Annotated in this window: 21 protein-coding genes and 2 pseudogenes; 13 read left to right on the forward strand and 10 right to left on the reverse strand. The window is 73.2% G+C overall.

Annotation, left to right across the window (positions count from 1 at the left end; genetic code table 11):
• Positions 1 to 5 precede the first annotated feature (5 nt).
• The gene (locus LCN96_RS25485; protein WP_225275406.1) at positions 6 to 713 is read left to right on the forward strand and encodes a universal stress protein; all 708 of its coding nucleotides are present in this window, start codon (positions 6 to 8) and stop codon (positions 711 to 713) included.
• Here the strand turns inward: LCN96_RS25485 and LCN96_RS25490 are convergent.
• The 3 genes and pseudogenes from LCN96_RS25490 to LCN96_RS25500 all read right to left on the reverse strand — a co-directional run bounded on the left by LCN96_RS25490 (position 706) and on the right by LCN96_RS25500 (position 1854).
• Complete coding sequence (locus LCN96_RS25490; RefSeq protein ID WP_225275407.1) at positions 706 to 969, reverse strand: 4Fe-4S dicluster domain-containing protein; 264 nt, start codon at positions 967 to 969, stop codon at positions 706 to 708. The genes LCN96_RS25485 and LCN96_RS25490 overlap by 8 nt on opposite strands.
• Positions 966 to 1244 (reverse strand): hypothetical protein, encoded by a 279-nt coding sequence (locus LCN96_RS25495; protein ID WP_225275408.1) that lies wholly within the window; start codon positions 1242 to 1244, stop codon positions 966 to 968. The genes LCN96_RS25490 and LCN96_RS25495 overlap by 4 nt, the downstream gene beginning before the upstream one ends.
• A pseudogene (locus LCN96_RS25500) lies at positions 1226 to 1854 on the reverse strand (2-oxoacid:acceptor oxidoreductase family protein). Before LCN96_RS25500 ends, LCN96_RS25495 begins: the two are co-directional and overlap by 19 nt.
• Positions 1855 to 1913: 59 nt before the next feature.
• Here LCN96_RS25500 and LCN96_RS56655 point away from each other — a divergent pair.
• The 8 genes and pseudogenes from LCN96_RS56655 to LCN96_RS25540 form a co-directional block, all read left to right on the forward strand.
• A pseudogene (locus LCN96_RS56655) lies at positions 1914 to 2141 on the forward strand (NAD(P) transhydrogenase subunit alpha); the annotation flags it as partial.
• A complete protein-coding gene (locus LCN96_RS25510) occupies positions 2129 to 2920 on the forward strand; it encodes an alpha/beta fold hydrolase (protein WP_263657543.1) in 792 nt (263 codons plus the stop codon). The pseudogene LCN96_RS56655 and the gene LCN96_RS25510, both read left to right, overlap by 13 nt.
• Positions 2921 to 3054: 134 nt before the next feature.
• Positions 3055 to 3246, forward strand: a complete 192-nt coding sequence (locus LCN96_RS25515; protein ID WP_225275410.1) for a DUF1918 domain-containing protein — start codon at positions 3055 to 3057, stop codon at positions 3244 to 3246.
• Positions 3243 to 4652, forward strand: coding sequence for a wax ester/triacylglycerol synthase domain-containing protein (locus LCN96_RS25520; RefSeq protein WP_225275411.1), 1410 nt, complete (start codon positions 3243 to 3245; stop codon positions 4650 to 4652). Before LCN96_RS25515 ends, LCN96_RS25520 begins: the two co-directional genes overlap by 4 nt.
• A gap of 29 nt (positions 4653 to 4681) precedes the next feature.
• The gene (locus LCN96_RS25525) at positions 4682 to 5053 is read left to right on the forward strand and encodes a hypothetical protein (RefSeq protein ID WP_225275412.1); all 372 of its coding nucleotides are present in this window, start codon (positions 4682 to 4684) and stop codon (positions 5051 to 5053) included.
• A 475-nt stretch (positions 5054 to 5528) separates the two neighbouring features.
• Positions 5529 to 7190: a peroxidase family protein gene (locus LCN96_RS25530; RefSeq protein ID WP_225275413.1), complete on the forward strand. Its 1662-nt coding sequence runs from the start codon at positions 5529 to 5531 to the stop codon at positions 7188 to 7190.
• 253 nt (positions 7191 to 7443) lie between these two features.
• Positions 7444 to 8649 (forward strand): cytochrome P450, encoded by a 1206-nt coding sequence (locus tag LCN96_RS25535; protein ID WP_225275414.1) that lies wholly within the window; start codon positions 7444 to 7446, stop codon positions 8647 to 8649.
• A gap of 49 nt (positions 8650 to 8698) precedes the next feature.
• Positions 8699 to 9358 (forward strand): response regulator transcription factor, encoded by a 660-nt coding sequence (locus LCN96_RS25540; protein ID WP_225275415.1) that lies wholly within the window; start codon positions 8699 to 8701, stop codon positions 9356 to 9358.
• On the opposite strand, the gene LCN96_RS25545 is transcribed toward LCN96_RS25540, so the two are convergent.
• From LCN96_RS25545 to LCN96_RS25560, 4 genes are all read right to left on the reverse strand, one after another.
• On the reverse strand, positions 9279 to 10040 hold the full coding sequence (locus LCN96_RS25545; protein ID WP_225275416.1) for an SDR family NAD(P)-dependent oxidoreductase: 762 nt from the start codon (positions 10038 to 10040) through the stop codon (positions 9279 to 9281). The genes LCN96_RS25540 and LCN96_RS25545 overlap by 80 nt on opposite strands.
• A 147-nt stretch (positions 10041 to 10187) precedes the next feature.
• Positions 10188 to 11156 carry an alpha/beta hydrolase gene (locus LCN96_RS25550; protein ID WP_225275417.1) on the reverse strand — a complete coding sequence of 323 codons (969 nt, stop codon included), beginning with the start codon at positions 11154 to 11156 and terminating at the stop codon, positions 10188 to 10190.
• A 168-nt stretch (positions 11157 to 11324) separates the two neighbouring features.
• The gene (locus LCN96_RS25555; RefSeq protein ID WP_225275418.1) at positions 11325 to 11687 is read right to left on the reverse strand and encodes a LytR/AlgR family response regulator transcription factor; all 363 of its coding nucleotides are present in this window, start codon (positions 11685 to 11687) and stop codon (positions 11325 to 11327) included.
• 52 nt (positions 11688 to 11739) lie between these two features.
• Entirely contained in the window at positions 11740 to 13149 is a 1410-nt protein-coding gene (locus tag LCN96_RS25560; protein ID WP_225275419.1) for a CHASE3 domain-containing protein, read from the reverse strand.
• A 485-nt stretch (positions 13150 to 13634) separates the two neighbouring features.
• On the opposite strand from LCN96_RS25560, the gene LCN96_RS25565 reads away from it, so the two are divergent.
• Entirely contained in the window at positions 13635 to 15254 is a 1620-nt protein-coding gene (locus LCN96_RS25565) for a SulP family inorganic anion transporter (protein WP_225275420.1), read from the forward strand.
• Positions 15247 to 15912 carry a GAP family protein gene (locus LCN96_RS25570; RefSeq protein ID WP_225275421.1) on the forward strand — a complete coding sequence of 222 codons (666 nt, stop codon included), beginning with the start codon at positions 15247 to 15249 and terminating at the stop codon, positions 15910 to 15912. Before LCN96_RS25565 ends, LCN96_RS25570 begins: the two co-directional genes overlap by 8 nt.
• Here the strand turns inward: LCN96_RS25570 and LCN96_RS25575 are convergent.
• Positions 15842 to 16381 (reverse strand): winged helix-turn-helix transcriptional regulator, encoded by a 540-nt coding sequence (locus LCN96_RS25575; RefSeq protein ID WP_225275422.1) that lies wholly within the window; start codon positions 16379 to 16381, stop codon positions 15842 to 15844. The two genes, LCN96_RS25570 and LCN96_RS25575, sit on opposite strands and share 71 nt — an antisense overlap.
• A 76-nt stretch (positions 16382 to 16457) precedes the next feature.
• On the opposite strand from LCN96_RS25575, the gene LCN96_RS25580 reads away from it, so the two are divergent.
• Both LCN96_RS25580 and LCN96_RS25585 read left to right on the forward strand, forming a co-directional pair.
• Positions 16458 to 17054: a dihydrofolate reductase family protein gene (locus tag LCN96_RS25580; protein WP_225275423.1), complete on the forward strand. Its 597-nt coding sequence runs from the start codon at positions 16458 to 16460 to the stop codon at positions 17052 to 17054.
• Positions 17048 to 17854: an MBL fold metallo-hydrolase gene (locus tag LCN96_RS25585; protein ID WP_225275424.1), complete on the forward strand. Its 807-nt coding sequence runs from the start codon at positions 17048 to 17050 to the stop codon at positions 17852 to 17854. The genes LCN96_RS25580 and LCN96_RS25585 overlap by 7 nt, the downstream gene beginning before the upstream one ends.
• 12 nt (positions 17855 to 17866) lie before the next feature.
• Here LCN96_RS25585 and LCN96_RS25590 read toward each other — a convergent pair whose 3' ends face one another.
• Together LCN96_RS25590 and LCN96_RS25595 are read right to left on the reverse strand one after the other, a co-directional pair.
• Positions 17867 to 18802, reverse strand: coding sequence for a hypothetical protein (locus LCN96_RS25590; RefSeq protein WP_225275425.1), 936 nt, complete (start codon positions 18800 to 18802; stop codon positions 17867 to 17869).
• Positions 18799 to 19290 carry a hypothetical protein gene (locus tag LCN96_RS25595; RefSeq protein WP_225275426.1) on the reverse strand — a complete coding sequence of 164 codons (492 nt, stop codon included), beginning with the start codon at positions 19288 to 19290 and terminating at the stop codon, positions 18799 to 18801. Before LCN96_RS25595 ends, LCN96_RS25590 begins: the two co-directional genes overlap by 4 nt.
• Between the last annotated feature and the right edge of the window lie 3 nt (positions 19291 to 19293).

Here is a 19293-nt window from a genome sequence, read left to right on the forward strand (position 1 = left end):
ACGTCATGACCCACATCGTGCTCGGCTACGACGGCTCGGACTTCTCCATGCAGGCCCTGGACTGGGCGCTGGACGAGGCGGAGCTGAGGAAGCTGCCCCTGCTCGTCGCGCACGCCTGGCAGTGGCCCTACGGCGAGGCGGACGAGGAGGCCAAGTCCCACCTGCGCAAGGCCGCCGAGCACGTGATGTGGCACGGGGCCGACTGCGCCCGGCAGAGCAGCGCGGGCGTGCGCGTCGAGACGGATCTGTACGAGGGCCCCGCGGCCGGACGCCTGGTCGAGCTCTCCCACGGGGCCGCGCTGATCGTGGTCGGCTCCCGGGGGCTCAGCGCGCTGCCGAGAGCGGTCGTCGGCTCGGTGGCCGGGTACGTCGCCGCCCACGCCGCCTGCCCCGTCATCGTCGTCCGCGGGGCGGGACCGCTGCCCGCCACCGCGAAGCCCGGCCCGGTCGTCGTGCCGGAGAGGGAGCCGGAGGCCCCCGTCCTGCGGTTCGCGTTCCAGGAGGCGGCCATGCGCCGGCTCGCCCTCGCCGCGCACGCGGACCTCACCGCCTGGGCGGCCGGCCATCCGGGGGTACGGATCCAGCCGATAGCCGGCCACCCCGCCGCCGGCCTCATGGTCGTCGGCCGTGAGAGCGCCGCCCGGGGCGGTGCGGCCGGTCAGCTGCTGCAGCACGCTCCCTGCCCGGTGGCGGTGGTGGGCACCGTCAGCTGATCTCGGGGACCAGCTCGATGGCCCCCGCCGGGCACTCCGCCACGCACAGCCCGCAGCCCTTGCAGAAGTCCAGGTCGATCTCGTACCGCAGCCCGGGCCCGAGCTTGAGCACGGCGTTGTCGGGGCAGACGCCGTAGCAGTTGTCGCACTCGAAGCAGTTGCCGCACGACAGGCAGCGGCGCGCCTCGAACAGCGCCGTCGACTCCTCCAGGCCCTGCTCCACCTCGTCGAAGGTGCTCATGTCGAAGGTGCTCATACGGCGTGCCAGGCCATGTAGAGCAGGCCCTGGCCGGCGGTCGCTGTGTAGGTGCGCGCGCCGGCCGCGGACGCGCCGATGCACGCCGGCAGCGCGGCGGACTCGGACTCGACGTTGACGTACTCGCACGAGCCCAGCCGCCCGGCCCGCGTGATCCTGCTGAGCGCCTCGACGATGTGCGTCTGCGGCGAGATCGGATAGGCGCAGATCACCTCGGGCCTGCACAGCGCGACCGTCTCGGCGACGGCCGCGGAGCCTACAATCTGCCTGAGCACGGACGGCCTCCTTCACCTGGGCGTAGGTCTCCGCCGCCGCGGCCGCGTCGGCCTCGGCCACCGGGCCGTGGACACATGAGGTGGATCGCCTCCCGCAGCGAGGGCAGCGACACCGCGCCGGTCAGCGCGCAGAACGCGCCGAGCAGCGCCACGTTGGGCACCGGCCTGCCGAGGTGCCGCAGCGCGATCTCCGAGGCGGGCACGGCGTGGCCGGCGAGGCCCAGGGACTCCGCCGGCCGGCTGGAGTTGATCAGTACGAGGCCGCGCGGGCGCAGCCCGGCCAGCACGCCGGCCTGCCGGAGCAGGGCGACGTCCTGGATGATGACGGCGTCCGGAGCGCTGATCGGCTCGCGACGCGGATCGGCCTGTCGGAGATCCGGCAGAACGCGACCACGGGCGCGCCCGTCCGTTCCGACCCGAAGGTCGGGAACGCCTGCGCCCACGCGCCCTCCTGGAACGCGGCCATCGACAGCAGCTCGGCCGCGGTGACGACGCCTTGGCTGCCCCGGCCGTGCATGCGCGTCTGGTACTCCATGCTCCGGAGGTAACCCGGCCACGGTGGCCGGCTGGAGGGCCGAACGTCCCGGCCGCGGGGACTTTCGGCCCTCATCGCGCCGCACTCCCCGGCAGGACGCTCGAAGGCAGGCAACCACGAGAGAGGGGCGGCTCATGCTCAGCATCGGGATCGTCAAGGAGAGCGCCTCGGGAGAACGCAGGGTCGCGATCACGCCGGAGCTGGTGCCGCGCCTGCTCGCCGCGGGTCTCACCGTGTCGGTGGAGGCCGGGGCGGGAGCCGCCGCCCGATTCCCCGACGGCGCCTACGGCGACGCGGGCGCCCGGATCGTCAGCGCCGGCGAGCTGTACGACACGGCGGACATCATCGCCTGCGTGCACCGCCCGCCCGTCTCCCGGCTGCGCAGGGGACAGCTCGTCGTCGGGCTGCTGCACCCGACCCCGCCTACACCGGGGAGCTGGCGGCACGGGGCCCCAACCGGCTGCTGCTGCACCGGTTCGTCGAGCGGGTCACCGGTCCGCCGGTCATTCTCATGGGCAACTCGATGGGCGGCATGATCTCGTTGCTGGAGGCGGCGGCACATCCCGAGGCGGTGGCGGGCCTGGTGCTGCTCGACGCGGCGGCCCCCTTCGTGCCCGCGCTGCCCGATCCGGCGGTCGCCGCCCTGTTCACGGCCTACGCCCTGCCCTGGGCCGGCCGGATCGCGCGGGCCCGCCGCAGTGCGATGCCGGCCGAGACCCTGGTCGGGCTCATGCTGAGACTGTGCTGCGTGGATCCGGCGCGGGTGCCGCCCGAGGTCGTCGCCGAGCACGTCCGCATGGCCCGGCACCGGGGCGAGAGGGACGCCGCCGGTGAAGACCTGGTGCGGGCCGCACGGTCCGTCCTGCGGACCGCGGCCGGACCGGCGTACCGGGCGGCGGTCGGCGCCGTCCGCGCGCCCGCGCTGCTCGTGCACGGGCAGCGCGACCGGCTGGTGCCCGTCGCGGCCTCCGGCGCGCTGGCCCGGCGGCACCCCACTTGGCCCCTTGAGGTGCTGCTCGGCGTGGGGCACCTCCCTCAGCTGGAGGCGCCGCACGAGACGGCCGAGGCCGTCCTGCGCTGGCTCCGCGCGACCCGCCACGCCACGTCGGCCGCCGCGCACCCGCTCGCCGACCACGCGTGACGGGCCCGTGCCAGGGGTGAGGGACGAACGTCCCACGCCTTACGGACCTGTGGCACTGCCACGGCCGGAACAGCGGCCGGAGGCTGGAAACGGGATGAGACCGTCCCGCTCGCGACACGGACGAGGAGCCCGTCATGAAGGCGACCATCGGCGATCGGCTGGTCTTGGAGTGCGCGGACAGTGCCGCCGGGCGAAGGGAGGGCCTCGTCGTGCGCGTGGAGCACGCCGACGGCTCGCCGCCGTACCTGGTGCGCTGGCTGGACACCGGGCGGGAGTCCCTCGTCTTCCCCGGGCGCGACGCCCGCGTCGTGGCGGGCGTGCGATGAACGGCTCCCGCCACCCGCGCGTGGACCGCGCCAGCCCTTCGGACCTGGCCCTGCTGGCCATGGGCACGAACACCTCGCTGCCGCAGCGGGCGGGCGCCGTCCTGGTGCTGGATCCGGGACCGGCGTTCGACGTGGCGGCGGCCACGGCGCTGCTGGCGGACTGGGCCCGGTCCGTGCCGCGGCTGAGGCAGCGGCTGACGCGCGTGCCCTTCGGCTGCGGCCGTCCTGTGTGGGTGGACGATCCGCGCTTCGACCTCCACCTGCACGTACGGGAGCGCCGGTGCCCCGCCCCCGGTGACGAACGGGCGCTGCTGGACGTGGCCGCCGCCGTGCTGACCGGCCCGTTACCGCCCTCCCGGTGGACCGCGGTGTTCGTCACGGGGCTGAGCGACGGAGCCGTGGCCCTGATCGTCGCCCTCGACCACGTGCTCGCCGACGGGATCGGCGGGCTGGCCCTGCTCGCCGGGCTCGCCGGCCGGCCGTCCCATGCCCCTCGAAGGTTCCCGCAGCCCCCGCCGTCCCTGAGCCGCCTGGCCGCCGAGGCCCTCGCCGGACGGGTCCATGCGCTCGGCCGCACGCGCGCCTGCTGGCGGGACGCCAGGAAGGCGATGGCCGCGGCCGGCGGGATGCGGCCCGAGCCCGTCGCTCCCTGCTCGCTGCTGCGGCCGACCGGCCCCCGCCGCACGTTCGCCGTCGTGCGGACGGAGCTGGCCGCCGTGCGCGCCGCCGCCCACCGTCACGGCTGCACCGTCAACGACGCCCTGCTGGCGGCGGTCACCGGCGCCCTGCGCAGGACGCTGGAACGGCGCGGCGAGAAGGTGGCGGAGCTGTCGGTCTCGGTGCCGGTCTCGGCCCGCCGCAGCACCACCGCCGGTGACCTCGGCAACCGCTTCGGCGTGCTGATCGCCGCCCTGCCCGTCACCGGCCCTGCCGGGCGGCGGATGCGGATCATCGGCTCCTTGCTGGCGGAGCGCAAGGCAGCCGCCGCGCAGGCCTCCGCGGCGGGCCTGTTCGGCCCGCTGTTCCGGGTGCTGGCCGCAGTCCGGCTCTACGGCCGGTACCTGCGCCGCCAGCGCCGCATCCACACCCTGGTCAGCAACGTACGCGGCCCCGACCATCTGCTGGCCTTCGCGGGGGCCGCCATCCGCCGGGTGATCCCCGTGGCGGTCGCCGAGAACGGCAACGTGACGGTGAGCTTCGAGATCCTCTCCTACGCGGGCACGCTCACCATCACCCTCATCGCCGACCCTGAAGGCGTTCCCGACCTGGACGACCTGGTGGCCGACCTGCGCGAGGAGCTCGCCATGGTCACGGCAGGGGAGCCGGCGCGCGGCACCGCCACCAGCCACGGGCGAACGGCGGCGGACCCGAGGACCAAAGGCACTGCCCGCGCCGGTCCCCGGTGAGGACGCTCGAGGGGAAAGGAGATGGCACGATGAGACTGACTTGGAAAGACGCCCTCGCGACAGCGGTCGCCGGCGCGAACGTCGCCATCTACGCCGCCTTCACCACGGGCACGGACCTGGCGATCATCGACAGCGTGCGCGGCGCCAGCGGCGCCATCCTGCTGCTGGGGCTGGCGGGCGGCTGCGCGCTGAGCGCGCCCCCTGAGGAGTACCGGCACCTGAGCTGGTACGCGGGCGTCATGAGCACGCTCGGCGGCCTCGCGCTCCTCGCGGGCGCGCTCGGGCTCATCATGGCGAGCGAACTCGCCCTCACGGTGTTGTTCTCCAGCACCATCGCGCTGTGGCTCATCGCCACCCTGCGCCACGCCCTGGCTCCGGCGAAGACGGAGGTGCTCAGGTGAAGGACGGCCTCCGGGCCGTCCAGGCGCGCACGAAGCGAACACCCGCCGAGGCGCGAGAGCAGCCTCACCCCGCTCCGGCGGCTACGCGGTGGCCGTGACCGGCAGTCACGAAAGGCGAGGGCGGCCACCATGGCGAGCCCCGCCGGCCGGGAAGAGGCCACTCACTCGGCGGGTGTTCCACACGGCTGTATCTCCGGTGCCTGACAGGGCCTCCCGGGACGAGAACCAACGGGCCCGCCGTTCGGGACATTCGGCGCTGCCGCCGTCGTTCGCGGACGTCGTGCGGCCGCGACGACCGCACCGCCGTCCCGCCGCGGTGACGTGCCCCGGCGCCCCAGACCCTAGGGTCTTCACCTAGACGTTCCCCGAGGCGGGTACCGGTCCACCGGGCAACAATCGGTGGCGCAGCGGGGGACCCGTGAGAACTCCGGCACGCCGCTGCGTTCCACAGCGTCTTCAGGAGGGGAACCACGCCATGGAACGTCACCAGCGCACCGAGTACTACATCGTGAACGAGGGGGTGTATTACTACGACCAGGGCAAGCCCATCTGCGAGATTCCGTCCACCCGGGACGAGATGAGGCGCTTCCGCTTCTCCCGCCTGTTTCCGCGCAACCTCTCGGCGACCGATCGCAGCGTGCCCGAGGTGTCACCGGAGCTCGCGGCGAAACTCGCGGACGCGATGACCCTGCCGCCCGCCGAACAGAGCATCCCCGACCAGCCCGACAGCGATATCCCTGCCGGTTACACCTACGTGGGCCAGTTCGTGGACCACGACCTGACCGCCGACCGTACCCGGGTGTCACTGGGCACGCAGATCAACATCGAGGATCTCCTGCAGGGCCGTTCCCCGGCGCTCGATCTGGACTGCCTCTACGGGCTCGGCCCCGACCACCCCGACAGCGCCATGTTCTACCAGCGGGACCGGGCACGGTTGCTCATGGGCAGGACGTCGGCCGTGCCGGGCCTGGACGCGCAGGACGGCTTCGACCTGCCTCGCCTGCCGTTCCTGACCGCACTGCCGGGCACCGCGCTCATCCCGGACCACCGCAACGACGAGAACCTCGCGGTCGCGCAGGTGCACCTGGCCTTCATCCGCTTCCACAACAAGGTCATCGCCGATCTCGGCGAGGTGGGCACGCCCAGCGTCACGCTCTTCGAGAAGGCGCGCGAACTGGTGGTGAAGCACTACCAGTGGATGTTGCGCCACGACTTCCTGCCGAGGATCGTCAAGCGCTCGATCGTCGACGACGTCTTCACCAACGGCCGCCGGTTCTTCGAGGCGCCCGGCTACATCAAGCCCGGCGACACGCCCACCATGCCCGTGGAGTTCTCGGTGGCGGCCTTCCGCCTGGGGCACAGCATGATCAGAGGCGGGTACGAGTGGAACGCGTTCTTCAACTTCAGGGGTGCCCGCCCGCCCGAGGGCAAGCGCATAGGGCCGGGAAGCCTGGAGCTCCTGTTCGACTTCTCCGGTACCAGCGGCTCCCGCATCGGGCCGCTCACCTCGACCAACCCGCTTCCGTCCAACTGGATCGCCGACTTCCGCCGGCTGTTCAGGCTCACTGACGTGCCCGGCGGCGACCCCGGACTGGCAGCGCCCGCCGACGGGTTCAACGTCGCCAAGCGCATCGACACCCGGCTCGTCGAGCCGCTCAGGGAGCTGCCGGAAGGCGCCATCGGCGCGCCTCCGGGCGAGAGCGTCGAGCCCATCGCCCGCAACCTGGCCTTCCGCAACTTCATGCGGGCCGGCATGGTCAGCCTGGCGAGCGGCCAGCAGGCGGCGAAGTTCCTGCAGGTGCCCCAGCTGGCGGACAAGGACATCCTGGACGGGAACGGCGCCGGCGCGAACTTCCGCACGCTCTCGGCCGAGGAGCAGGACGTCCTGGTCAAGAACACCCCGCTGTGGCTCTACGTCCTGCGTGAGGCGGAGCTCCATGGAGGCATCCTGGACGAGGTCGGCGGCCGGATCGTGGCCGAGGTGTTCCACCGCGCCATGGAGGGCAGCCGCTACTCCATCGTCACGGACCCGTCCTTCAGACCCACCCTGGGCCCCGAGCCCGGCTCCTTCGGCATGCCGCACCTCCTGCTGTACGCCTTCGAGGGCAGAGCAGACCGGCTGGCACCGGCGCAGTAGGCGCCGGCCCGGCCACCGGGGTCCGTACCGGCCGGCGGCAGGACGTGCTCCCCGGCTCTCCGCCGTCAGCCGGCGCTGCGCTTCGCCGTCCAGGTGAGGCGCAGCGTGCTCGTCCCCGGGCCCGCACGGCGCTTCACCGCGAAGCTGACCGATGTTCACCAGGTCAGTAGAGCGTTACTTTTCTGGCGCGTGATGCGGGAAGAGGCTGGGGTCGCACGCATCGACGCCGGTGAGAATCCCGCAGGAGGATGGCGTGGCGACACCCGCAGCCCCGAACGTCCCGTTCCTCGACGTCCTGGACCCCGCGTTCGACTTCGAGGCCCCGGAGGTCTACGCAGCGCAGGCGGAGAGCTGGTACGCCGACAGCCCCTTCGGCCTGCTCGTGCTCCGCTACGAAGAGGCCAGCGACCTGCTGCGCGACCGCAGGCTGAACCACGACGGCCGGCGCTACATGGAGACGCACGGCATCACCGAAGGCCCGATCTACGACTGGTTCGTGCCGATGATCGTCAACCACGAGGGCGAGGAGCACCGCCGGTTGCGCGGCCTGATGAACAAGGCGTTCACCGCCCGCCGGATGGCCCGGCTGCGGCCGTTCATCAGGGAGCAGGCCGAGCAGCTCACCGACGGCCTGGACGACGGCGGCACGCACGACTTCGTCGCCGACTTCGGCATCCGGCTGCCGCTGGCGGTCATGTGCCGGCTGCTCGGCGTGCGGCCCGAGGACTACGGCCACTTCGGCACCTGGACGGCCGACCTTGGCCTGGTCTTCGGCCTGTCGGGCGGCGAGGACATCGTGGCCCGGCTGGAGAACGCGGTCGTCGGCCTGAACGACTACGCCGACTACCTGATCGACGACAAGATCGCCCGGCCGTCCGACGACCTCAGCTCCGACCTGGTCGCGGCCTACCAGTCCGGCGACGGCCAGGTCAGCCGGGACGAGCTGCGCAACCTCCTGGTCACCCTCGTGTTCGCCGCCCACGACACGACCCGCCACCAGCTCGCCAACGCCATGGTGGTCTTCTCGCAGCACCCCGGGCAGTGGACGCTCCTCAGCCGGCAGCCGGACCTGGCGACCCGGGCCGTGGAGGAGGTGATGCGCTGGCAGCCCTCGACGGGCACCATCTACCGCTTCGCCGCCGAGGACTTCGACTACAAGGGGCTCGCGATCGAGCGGGGGAGGTACCTCACCATGTGCGTGAAGGCCGCGCAGCGCGATCCCCGGGCGTACAAGAACGCCGATCGGTTCGACATCACCGCGGTCCGGGACGTGTCGCCGCTGCAGTTCGGCGCGGGGCCGCACCACTGCCTGGGGGCCGCCCTGGCGCGCGTCGAGGTCAGCGAGGCGCTGTCCGTGCTCGCGACGCGGCTGGGCCCGCCGTCCGTGGTGGAGCCGGTGACCTGGCCGGGGCCGCTCGGGATCCAGGGCCCGGAGGTGCTGCTGCTGCGCTTCGGCTGACCTGCGGGGACGTATCGGCGCATCTGACGCGGGTGGCTAGGATGCCTGCATGAGCGCACGATATCGGGCCGTACTCGGCGAGGATCAACCCATCGTGCGCGAGGGTGTCACCGCCATGCTCTCCCGGGCCGGCGTCGAGGTCGTCGCGTCCGTGGGCGACGCCGTCGAGCTGGTGCAGGTGGCCGCCGCCGAGCAGCCGGACGTGGTGATCACCGACATCCGGATGCCGCCGCAGCTCACCGACGACGGCCTGCGGGCGGCACTCAAGATCAGGGCCGATCGGCCGCAGACGGCGGTGATCGTGCTCTCGCAGTTCCTCGACCCGTCCTACGCCCTCGACCTCGTGGGAGACGACCCGGTCGGCGTCGGTTACCTGCTGAAGGAGAAGGTGGCCGGCGCGCAGGTGCTCACCGACGCGATCGAACGCGTGGTGAGCGGCGGCTCCGCGCTCGATCCCGACGTCATCTCCAGCCTGGTGACGCGCAGGCGCAAGGCCGATCCGCTGGACGAGCTCACCCCACGGGAGAAGGAGGTCCTCGCCCTGATGGCCGAGGGCCACTCGAACGGGGGGATCGCGGCGAAGCTCTTCGTCACCGTCCCCGCCGTGGAGCGGCACGTCACCGGCATCTTCATGAAGCTCGGGCTCCAGCAGACGGACTCCACGCAGCACCGCCGGGTCCTGGCGGTGCTGCGGTACCTGCAGCGCTGAGGGCCGCCCCGTACGCGGAGGTGTCGGGCGCCGACGGCGGTACGTCGAGGCGCACCCGGTAGGGGCGCCGGCCGGCGGGAAGCGCGACGATACGCGCGATCTCGCCGCAGAGGCGGCCGGAACGGCCGGCGGGCGAGCCGGGAGCCACGATCGAGGTCTCCACTCCCCAGCGGGCGAGCTCGGCGGAGTAGCTCACGGCCAGGTAGTCCATCGCGGCCTCCACCGCGAAGTACGGCGCCGAAGCAGGCTCGGGGCCGAAGACCCAGATCACCAGGCCCCTGCCGCCCGCCCGCAGGTACGGCAGCGCGGCCCGGTTGATCCGCTGGGCCGACAGCACGTTCACCTCGTTCAGCTCGGCGAGCTGCTCGGGCGTCAGCGCCCCGGCCGGGCCGGTGCCCAGGTGACCGGCATGGTGGATCAGGACGTCGATGCGGCCGTGCGCGGCGACGAGCCGGTGGATCGCGGCGTTGACGGATTCCGGTAAGTTGACGTCCAGCTCGATCACGCGCAGGTCCACGCCCCGCTGGGCGGCGTAGCCGGCGGCGGCCTCGGCCTGGGCCGCGTCGCGGCCGGCGGTCTGCCGCATGCCGGCGTAGACGGTGTCGCCGGCGTCGGCCAGAGCGCGGGCGGTGCGGGCGCCGGAGCGGCTGGAGGCCCCGGTGATCAGGACGATGTTACGCAAGACATTCCTCTTCGTACGGATGACCGGGCGCCCTGCCCGCCGCCCGCCGCCGTGCCGGTCGTGCCCCACGCGACGACCGGACCGGAGGCGAGCGGCGGTGAGACGCGCCGGAGGGGACGGGATCCCGCCTGAACAGCGGCTCGCCGTTCAGCCGGCCAGCGCCTGGCGCAGCGCGGCGACCGCCTGGCCGATCGCCGCCTCGGCCGCGTGGGTGCCGCGCAGCGCGTTCAGCATGACGAAGTCGTGGATGATCCCCTGGTAGCGGACGGCGGTCACGGGCACGCCCGCCTGGCGCAGCTTGTTCGCGTACGCCTCGCCCTCGTCGCGCAGGACGTCCGCCTCACCGGTGATGACGAGCGCCGGCGGCAGCCCGGCGAGCTGGTCGGCGGTGGCGCGCAGCGGCGACGCCGTGATCTGGGCGCGCTCCTTCTCGTCGGTCGTGTACTGGTCCCAGAACCACCGCATCCCCTCGCGGGTCAGGAAGTACCCCTCGGCGAACTGGCGGTAGGAGCCGGTGTCGAAGCTCGCGTCCGTGACCGGGTAGAACAGCACCTGGAACACCAGCGGCACGTCCCCGCGCTCCTTGGCCATCAACGTCAGCGCGGCCGTCATGTTCCCGCCGACCGAGTCGCCCGCCACGGCCAGGCGGGAGGCGTCCAGGCCCTGGCCGGCGCCCTCGGTGACGATCCAGCGGGCCACCGCGTAGTTCTGCTCGATGGCGACCGGGTAACGCGCCTCGGGCGACAGGTCGTACTCGGGGAAGACCACGGCGGCGCCGGCGCCCACGGCGAGCTCGCGGACGAGCCGGTCGTGGGTGCGGGCGTTGCCGAACACCCAGCCGGCGCCGTGGATGTAGAGCACGACCGGCAGTGTGCCGGTCGTGCCTGCGGGCCGGACGACGCGGGCGCGCACGCTGCCCGTCGGCCCGCCCTGTACGGTGATCCACTCCTCGTCCACGGCGGGCTCGGCGATCTCGCCCGACTGCACCTCCTCGACCGTCCTGCGGCCTTCGGCAGGGGGAAGCTGGTACAGGAACGGCGGCTGCGACGTGGCCTCGGCGAACGCCGCCGCGGCCGGCTCCAGCACGGGCGTGACCGGGGTGAACGTCTCGGACATGATGCTCCTCCAGGAGGGGGCGGACGGGGGACTCTGTTCGGACCCCCTCGGACGTTCTCCAGTCTGGTCACAGGTGGCCCTGGCGGCTGTAGAGCCGCCCGCAGCCCCCGGGTCGGCCGTCCCGAGGCCGCATGTCGGGAAAACCCCACACCGCGCCGCGGGGTCACCTCAACCCTCGGGCGAGAACAGGGCCTTCAGATCGGTGTCGAACAGCCGGTCCTTGGCCACGAAGCGCAGGATCCCGGCGTCGGCGAGCTCCTCCTGCGACCACGCCCAGGGATCGGTGGAGGTCAGCACGACGCGCGGCGGGTGTCCCTCCCTGGCCAGCGCCCGGGCGACGGCGAGGCCGTCCTCGCCGGGCAGGTGCAGATCGAGCAGCACGCCGTCGGGGCGGTGCTCCCGGACCGCCGCGATCGCCGCCGCCCCGTCCGGCGACTCGGCGACGACGTGCAGCCCGCGTACGGTCAGCAGGGTCCTCGCGATGCGACGGAATCCGGGATCGTCATCGACGACCACCACGTTGACTGACACGGAACCAGCCTCTCCGACGGAACAACGCCCAGGCCATGGGGCCAACCCCACGTTACGGGACCGGGATCCGGGCCAGGATCGTCGTGCCGCCGCCCGGGGGCGACTCGATGGTCAGCGTGCCGTCGAAGGCCGCCACGCGGTCGGCCAGCCCGGTGAGGCCACTGCCCGCCGCGCCGGCGCCCACCCCGCCGACCCCGTCGTCGGCGACCCGGATCCGCAGGGCCTCCCCGAGTTCGAGCGAGATGTCGATCTGGGACGCCTGGGCGTGCTTGACCGCGTTCGTCACCGCCTCGGCCACGACGAAGTAGGCGTTGGACTCGACGGCCCCGCCGATCCTGCGGTCGAGGTCGCTGTCCACCACGGTCGGCACCGGGCAGCGGGACGCCAGCTCCCGCACCGCCGCCTCCAGGCCCTTGACCGTCAGCACCAGCGGGTAGATGCCCCTGGCCAGCTCCCTCAGCTCGTCGATGGCCTCCTGCGCGTGGGCGATCGACTGGTCCATCAGCTCGGTGGCGGCCGGCTCGGTCTCGGGGACCAGCTCGCGCGCCAGCCTGAGCCCGATCATCAGGCTGACCAGCCGTTGCTGCGCCCCGTCGTGCAGGTCGCGGGCCGTACGCCGGTGCACCGCCTCGACGCTCTCCATGATGCGCCTGCGGCTGTCCTGCAACGAGGCGGCCATGGTGTTGAAGGAGGTGCCCAGCGCGCCGATCTCCGCCACCTTGCTGGGGGCGATCCGCACGCCGAGGTCACCGCCGGCCAGCCGTCCCGCCGCGGCGGCCACCCCGCGCACCGGCCGCACGACGGCGCGGTGCTGGAGCACCGTGAACCCCGCCACCAGCGCGGTCGTCGCCGCCAGCCCCGCGCCCGCCGCGATCACCGCCCGCCGTGCGTTGCTCCCCGCGGCGTCCTCGCGCGCGGCCAGCTCGGCACGCTCGTCCGCCGTGTACTGGTCGAACCGGGCGCGCAGGGCGTCCACGCGCCGCTTGCCCTCGGCCGTCGCCGCCAGGCCGGACGCGGTGGCGTCACGCCGCCGCACGGCCTCCACCAGCGGCACCGAGTAGTCGTTCACCAGCGAGTCGACGCCCTGCCTGATCTGCTCGGCGATGCGCCGCTGACTGGGGGAGGTGGCCGTCTCGGTGAACCTGCGCTCCTGCTCGGGGAACTCCCTGCGCGCCCGCTGCCACGGCTCCAGGAACTCCTCCCGCTTGGTGATCACGAAGCCGCGCTGCCCCGTCTCCAGATCGAGGACGAGTTGTTCCAGGTTGCCGGCCTCGACCAGGGCGGACCGGGAGGCCCGCCTGGCCGAGGTGGAGCTGTTGGCGTCGGCGATCGCCCACATCAGGACGGCGAACGCGACCCCGATCAGCAGCGCGAGCAGGCCGCTCGCCGCGATCGTGAGACGGGTGAGGCCCAGCCGCGGGACGGGTCCGGAGTCAGGGGCTCTCGGGGAGAGACGGATCATGGGTGTCGGCCGCCTGTTCACCGCGCTGGGACCGGATGCTTACCGCATCATTCTGCCTTGTTCCGGACAGGCCTGATACCGCCTTCGCGGCGTCCCATAACCACGGCGGGGAGCAGCGGTGGACCGCCGCGCGGCATCAGGCGGGCGCGGGGCGCCTCGGGGAAGAGGTCCTCTCCCTCACGTAGCGGAAGGTCCAGTTGGTGTCGCGTGACAGGTCGTACCAGTCGCTGCGGGACAGCCGCGGCATGTGCCCTCCTCCCCGCACCGCCGTGATGGCGGCGTCTCGACCTCGATGACGCGCGCCGACGGGGACATCCGCCGGCGTCATCTCGCGGCCGAGCCGGTGATCACTAGGTGGCGCGCCCGCCATGGCCGGTCCGGGACCGCCCGCTGACAGGAGCGCCAAGCATCATCCCTGGTCAAATGGGGTAAGCCAGCCCCGACGGGGGGAGAGGGATGCATGCGGTTCCGGATGGGCGGCCGGCGTGACGCGCCTCGCCGCCGGCCTCCGCGGCCCGCTGAACGCGCCACGGGAGATCACCGCCGGAGTCACGCTGGCCGCGCTGGCCATCCCGCTCAACATCGGCTACGCCCAGATCGCCGGGCTGCCACCGGTGGCCGGCCTGTACGCGGCCATCGCGCCGATGCTGGTGTTCGCGCTGTTCTGCTCCTCGCGCCAGCTCGTCGCCAGCCCGGACGCGCCGATCGCCGCGCTCATCGCCTCCCTGCTCGTCGCGATCGCCGCTCGCCCCGGCAGCCCGCAGTACGTCGAGCTGGCCTACGCGCAGGCGCTGGTCTGCGCGGTGGTGTTCCTGCTCTTCTACGCCTTCAAGCTGGGTTTCCTGGCGAACTTCCTGTCCGAGCCCGTCCTGGTCGGCTTCATCGCCGGGCTGGCCGTCGAGATCCTCACCAGCCAGGTCAAGAAGATCCTCGGCATCGGCACCACCGCCGAGCGGTTCTTCCCCGAGCTGTGGGAGATCGTCACCAAGCTCCCGCAGGCCCACCCGTGGAGCGTCGTCGTCGGCGTCGCCACCATGGCCGTGATCATCGCTTTGCGCCGGTACGCCCCGGCGCTGCCGGGCCCGCTGATCGCGCTGGTGGCCGCCACGGCGGTGGTGGCCTGGGCGGGGCTCGACCGGCACGGCGTGTCGGTGCTCGGCCACGTCCCGTCCGGGCTGCCGGTGCCGCACTGGCCGTCGATCACGCTGGGCCAGTGGGCGGCGCTGATCCCCGGCGCCCTCGCCATCTGCGCCGTCACCCTGGCCGACGGGCTGCTCACCGCCCGCCGCTACGCCGAGCAGCACGGCTACCGGCTCGACGCCGACACCGAGTTGCGCGCCTTCGGCCTGGCCAACGTGGCCGGCGGGCTCACCCAGTCGATGACCGTCGGCTCCAGCGCCTCGCGCACCGCGGCCATGGACGCCACCGGCTCCCGCTCCCAGCTGCCCAGCGTCGTCTGCGCGCTCGTGGTCGCCGTGCTGGTCGCGTTCTGCTCCGGCGTGCTCGCCTACCTGCCCAACACCGCGCTGGCGGGCATCGTGGCGGTCGCCGTCGTCCGGCTCATCGACGCCGGCAAGCTGGCCGAGCTGTGGCGGCTGCGCCGATCGGAGTTCTGGATCGCGGTGGTGTGCCTGCTCGGCGTGCCCGTGCTCGGCTCGCTCACCGCCGTCGTCATCGCCTTCCTGCTGTCGGCCGTGGACGTCGTGCGCCGCGCCTCCCGGCCCGGCACCGCCACCCTGCGCCCGGGCGAGCACGGCCGCTACGTCCGCGGGCCCGTCCAGGGCCCGCTCGTGGTGTACCGCTTCGAGAGCCGGCTCTTCTTCGCCAACGCCGGCACGTTCAAGAGCGAGATCACCCGCCTCGCCGAGGCGGGCGCCCGGTGGATCGTCCTGGACGCCGAGGCCATCACCGACGTCGACACCACCGGCGCGGCGGCCCTGCGCGAGACCATCGCCGCGCTGCGGGAGCGCGGCGTCACCCTCGTCGTCGCCCGCGCCACCTCCGGCCTGCGCCGCCTGCTGGACCACTACGGCCTGACCGGGCTCACCTACTACGACTCCAACGAGGCCGCGGCCGCCGCCCACCGGGAGAGTGATCATGGGTAAGGCGTTCGCCGACATGCTGCCCTACACGCTGGGGCTGATCGTCTCGCCGTTCCCCGTCGTGGCCGTCATCGCCCTGCTGATCAGCGCCAACGGCCGCGCCAAGGCCCTGCTGTTCGAGGTCACCTGGCTGGTCATGAGCTGGGTCGTGCTGCTCGCCCTGATCACGTTCCTGGGCGCCACCGGGCACGCCAAGCCCGCCTGGGTCTCCTGGGTCGCCCTGGCCGCCGGGATCCTCCTGCTGCTCATGGCGCTCTCCGGGATCCGCCGGGCCGCCCGGCGCAGGCAGCGCGCGGCCCCCGAGGTGCCGCGCTGGATCGCCGCCATGGACACCCTGACCCCGCCCAGGATCGTCGGCGTGGCGGCGCTGCTCATCATCGCCAACCCGGTCAACCTCGCCTCCCTGGCCGGCGGCGCCATCGCCGCCGCCCGCGAGCCTCTGCCCCTCGGCCGGCAGCTCGTGCTCGCCGCCGTCTTCGTCGTCATCGGCAGCCTCGGCGTGCTCGCCCCCTACGCCACCGCGCTCACCGGAGGCGGCGAACGGCGGCTCCAGTGGATGCGCGGCTGGCTGATCCGGCACAACGGCGCCCTCAGCCTGCTGCTGCTCCTGGTCTTCGCCCTGCTGTTCCTGTCGAGAGGTCTGCGCGGCCTGGCCGGCTGACGCCGGTGACCGCCTCCAGGCGCTCGAACGGGCCAGGGCCGTCGTGCGGCTTCGGCGGGGCGCCGAGGTGGCGGACGCGCAGCTCGTCCATCAGCTCTTCGAGGAACGCCGGGCCCGCGTCGCGCAGGAACCGCTGCCGGCCCCGCAGCTCGTCGCCGCCCTCGCGCCAGTCGAGACCCCAGTCGCCGAGGGCCTGGATGATCGGCAGGGTCCGGATGCCGGCTTCGGTGAGGCTGTAGCGGGCGCGCTGGCCCCGCGCGGCGGTGCCGCGGGTGAGCAGCCCCGCCTCGACGAGCCGGACGAGCCGGTCGGCGAGGATGTTCGACGCGATGCCCTCAGCCGATCCGGTGAGCAGCGCCCGGAAGTAGCGGCGGTCGCCGAAGATGACGTCGCGCAGCACGAGCAGCGACCAGCGATCGCCGAGCACCTCGACGGCGGCGTTGACCGGACACCCGGACCGTGGTTCCACGATGCCTCCTTGACAGCTGTTTCGTCCTCCCCAATAGTACTTGCAGAATGCAATCACTTGGGAGAGGAGGAGCTTGATGGGCCGCTTCGTCTATGCGATGCAGGTCTCCCTCGACCTGCGGATCGAGCAGGTTCCCGGGGACAACGGCGCCGGTGAGTGGCTGCGCCTCGACGAGGAGCTGCACCGCGCGGCCAACGCGCTGACGCGAGAGCTCGCTCTCATGGTCCACGGCCGGGTCTACTACGAGGTCATGGAGGAGTTCTGGCCACGGTCGGGCCAGGACACGACGCTGCCCGACTTCATGCGGGAGTACGGCGAGATCTGGACGGCCAAGCCCAAGGTGCTCGTCTCCCGCACCCGCCGCAGCGCCGATCACAACACCCGCATCATCGGCGGCGACGACGCGATCGAGCAGCTCGCCGCCCTGCGGGCCGGGACCGACGGCGCCATCAGCGTGGGCGGCGCGGCGCTCGCCACGCAGCTGCTCAAGGTGGGGCTGCTCGACGAGCTGCTGCTCTTCACCCATCCCGCGATCCTCGGCTTCGGCAGGCCGCTGTTCGACGACTACGACCTCCCGATCGATCTCGACCTGCTCGAACAACGATCGTTCCGGCAGGGCGTCACGATGCACCGCTACGCCGTCCTGGACGCCAAGGAGGCGGGCTCGTGCTGAGGCAGGTCGCGGAGGGGGTGCTGGTCCACGAGAGCGCGTTCGTGCGGAGCAACGCCGTCGTGGTGCGGGGCCGGGACGGGGTGCTGCTCATCGACCCCGGGGTGACCGGCGCCGAGCTCGGCTGCCTCGCCGACGACCTGCGCGCGCTGGGGCAGCCGGTGGTGGCGGGCTTCTCCACGCATCCGGACTGGGATCACCTGCTCTGGCATCCCCGGCTCGGCGAGGCGCCCCGCTACGGCACGGCGCGCTGCGCGGCCACCGTCCGCGACCAGCTCGCGGACGCCGACGCGAAGCAGCGCATCGCCGACCACCTGCTCGAGACCGAGATCGCCGGGCAGGTGCCGCTGGACCTGCTCGGCCTCGTCACCGGCCTGCCCGCCGGCACCGGACAGGTCCCGTGGGACGGCCCGCGAGTGCGGATCATCGAGCACCAGGCGCACGCCCCGGGCCACGCGGCGCTGCTGATCGAGGAACGCGGCGTGCTCGTCGCCGGCGACCTGCTCTCCGACGTCCTGGTCCCGATGCTCGACCTGGACGGCACGGACCCGATCGAGGACTACCTCGCCGCGCTGCGGCTGCTGGAGGGCGTGGCGGGCGAGGTCGAGGTCGTCGTCCCCGGCCACGGCTCCGTCGGCGGCTCCGGCCAGGCGCGGGAGCGGATCGCGCGGGACCGGGCGTACGTGCTGGCGCTGCGTGACGGCCGGGACCCCGACGACCCGCGGATCGGCCCCTCGGCCGAGCCCGGCTGGGAGTGGGTGAGCGACGTGCACGAAGGGCAGCTCCACCGCCTCACCCGGTGAAGCGGGGCCCTGTCACGACGGCCGGGGCTGACGCTCCGGCACGGCTCGGTGGGCCCGGATGAGCGCGATCACCGTGCCGGTGGTGCGGTCGAGGTGGCTGCGGCCGTCGGGCAGCAGCGCCTCGGGGTTGATGTAGCTGCGCTGCCCGACGTGGGTGGCCGGGTCGAGCCGGTGCACGACGACCTTTCCCGCGCGTACGGCCCGGTTCCAGCCGCTGCCCCGCAACAGCGGCCAGCGTTGCGGGAAGATCCAGGTGGAGAGCCGTTCGATCCGGTCATGAGGGCTGGTGAGCCGGTGCAGGCGGCAGGCGTGGGTGAGGTCGTTGGCGCCGTTGTGGAAGCCGCCGATGGTGATCAGCAGCAGCGGCGCGCGCAGCCGGGCGTGCAGCTCGGTGACCGCGCCGGTGGCGACCTGGGCGCCCCCGCTGTAGCTGAGCAGCACGACCGGGATGCCGCTGCCGGCCCGGTAGCCGGCCCGGTGCAGCTGCTCGGCGATCTGGGCGCCGACGGCGCGGTTGTAGAGCGGACGGTAGCGGTGGTCGGCGGCGACGAAGATCTGCATGACGTTGTGCAGGAACAGCATGATGCCGAGGTGGTGGCGCAGCCACTCCCACACGGGCCGGTCGGTCAGCGGGTCGGCCAGCGGCGAGTAGGGCTGCACCTGGCCGAGCACGCGTAGCTCCGGTGCCGCCGCGATCAGGGCGCTGACGAGCTGGCCGCCGTCGCGGGTGTCGCGGAAGCGGCGCTTGCCGATCCCGTCCAGATAGACGAGGTACGCGGCCGGCGGGCGGCCGGGGTCCGCGCCACGGGCGTAGGGCATGCCCTGCGGCAGCTCGGTCGTGGGCCGCCGCCAGCCGGCGGTGTACACGAGCACCTCGTAGCGGGCCAGCAGGGCCTCGGCGAGCAGCACGGGGCCGAGCACCAGGGCCAGGAGCGGAAAGTCGATCATGCGGGCAGCCCCCTCCACCGGATGGCGCTGATCGTGACGACCAGGCGGCGCACGGCCTCGACGGCGAGCCCCAGCCCGATCCCGGCGATGCTCACACAGGCCGCCGCGGGCCACCAGTCCAGCCCCGTCGCCGCGGCGAGCGGGCTGACCAGACCGGCCCCGACCCCCGCCAGGAGCAGCAGGTGCAGCAGCGGCCCGAGCAGCGGGAAGGCCAGGACGGCGGCGAGCAGCAGCGGGGCCGCCAGGCCGGGGGTCCAGGTCAGCGCGGCGACGCCGGTCACCGGAGCGGACAGGGCCAGCTCGGCGAGCGTCCACGCGGCCGGCGGCCACAACGCGAACACCGAGCCCTCGACCACGGCACCGGTCAGCAGCAGCCGGATCGCGTGGGACCGCGACACGCCGGGCCGGCGGGCGATCAGGGGCAGCAGCCGCCCGGCGGACTCGGACAGCCCCGCCAGCAGCAGGACGACGGCGACGAAGGGCGACATCGC

It is taken from the genome of Nonomuraea gerenzanensis (assembly GCF_020215645.1).
GTDB lineage: Bacteria > Actinomycetota > Actinomycetes > Streptosporangiales > Streptosporangiaceae > Nonomuraea > Nonomuraea gerenzanensis.

What these genes read in the sequence shown, in the direction of transcription:
- LCN96_RS25485 (WP_225275406.1), top strand. Translation starts at nt 6, where the DNA reads ATGACCCACATCGTGCTCGGCTACGACGGCTCGGACTTCTCCATGCAG.
- LCN96_RS25490 (WP_225275407.1), bottom strand. Translation starts at nt 969, where the DNA reads ATGAGCACCTTCGACATGAGCACCTTCGACGAGGTGGAGCAGGGCCTG.
- LCN96_RS25515 (WP_225275410.1), top strand. Translation starts at nt 3,055, where the DNA reads ATGAAGGCGACCATCGGCGATCGGCTGGTCTTGGAGTGCGCGGACAGT.
- LCN96_RS25520 (WP_225275411.1), top strand. Translation starts at nt 3,243, where the DNA reads ATGAACGGCTCCCGCCACCCGCGCGTGGACCGCGCCAGCCCTTCGGAC.
- LCN96_RS25525 (WP_225275412.1), top strand. Translation starts at nt 4,682, where the DNA reads ATGAGACTGACTTGGAAAGACGCCCTCGCGACAGCGGTCGCCGGCGCG.
- LCN96_RS25530 (WP_225275413.1), top strand. Translation starts at nt 5,529, where the DNA reads ATGGAACGTCACCAGCGCACCGAGTACTACATCGTGAACGAGGGGGTG.
- LCN96_RS25540 (WP_225275415.1), top strand. Translation starts at nt 8,699, where the DNA reads ATGAGCGCACGATATCGGGCCGTACTCGGCGAGGATCAACCCATCGTG.
- LCN96_RS25550 (WP_225275417.1), bottom strand. Translation starts at nt 11,156, where the DNA reads ATGTCCGAGACGTTCACCCCGGTCACGCCCGTGCTGGAGCCGGCCGCG.
- LCN96_RS25560 (WP_225275419.1), bottom strand. Translation starts at nt 13,149, where the DNA reads ATGATCCGTCTCTCCCCGAGAGCCCCTGACTCCGGACCCGTCCCGCGG.
- LCN96_RS25570 (WP_225275421.1), top strand. Translation starts at nt 15,247, where the DNA reads ATGGGTAAGGCGTTCGCCGACATGCTGCCCTACACGCTGGGGCTGATC.
- LCN96_RS25580 (WP_225275423.1), top strand. Translation starts at nt 16,458, where the DNA reads ATGGGCCGCTTCGTCTATGCGATGCAGGTCTCCCTCGACCTGCGGATC.
- LCN96_RS25590 (WP_225275425.1), bottom strand. Translation starts at nt 18,802, where the DNA reads ATGATCGACTTTCCGCTCCTGGCCCTGGTGCTCGGCCCCGTGCTGCTC.
- LCN96_RS25595 (WP_225275426.1), bottom strand. Translation starts at nt 19,290, where the DNA reads ATGTCGCCCTTCGTCGCCGTCGTCCTGCTGCTGGCGGGGCTGTCCGAG.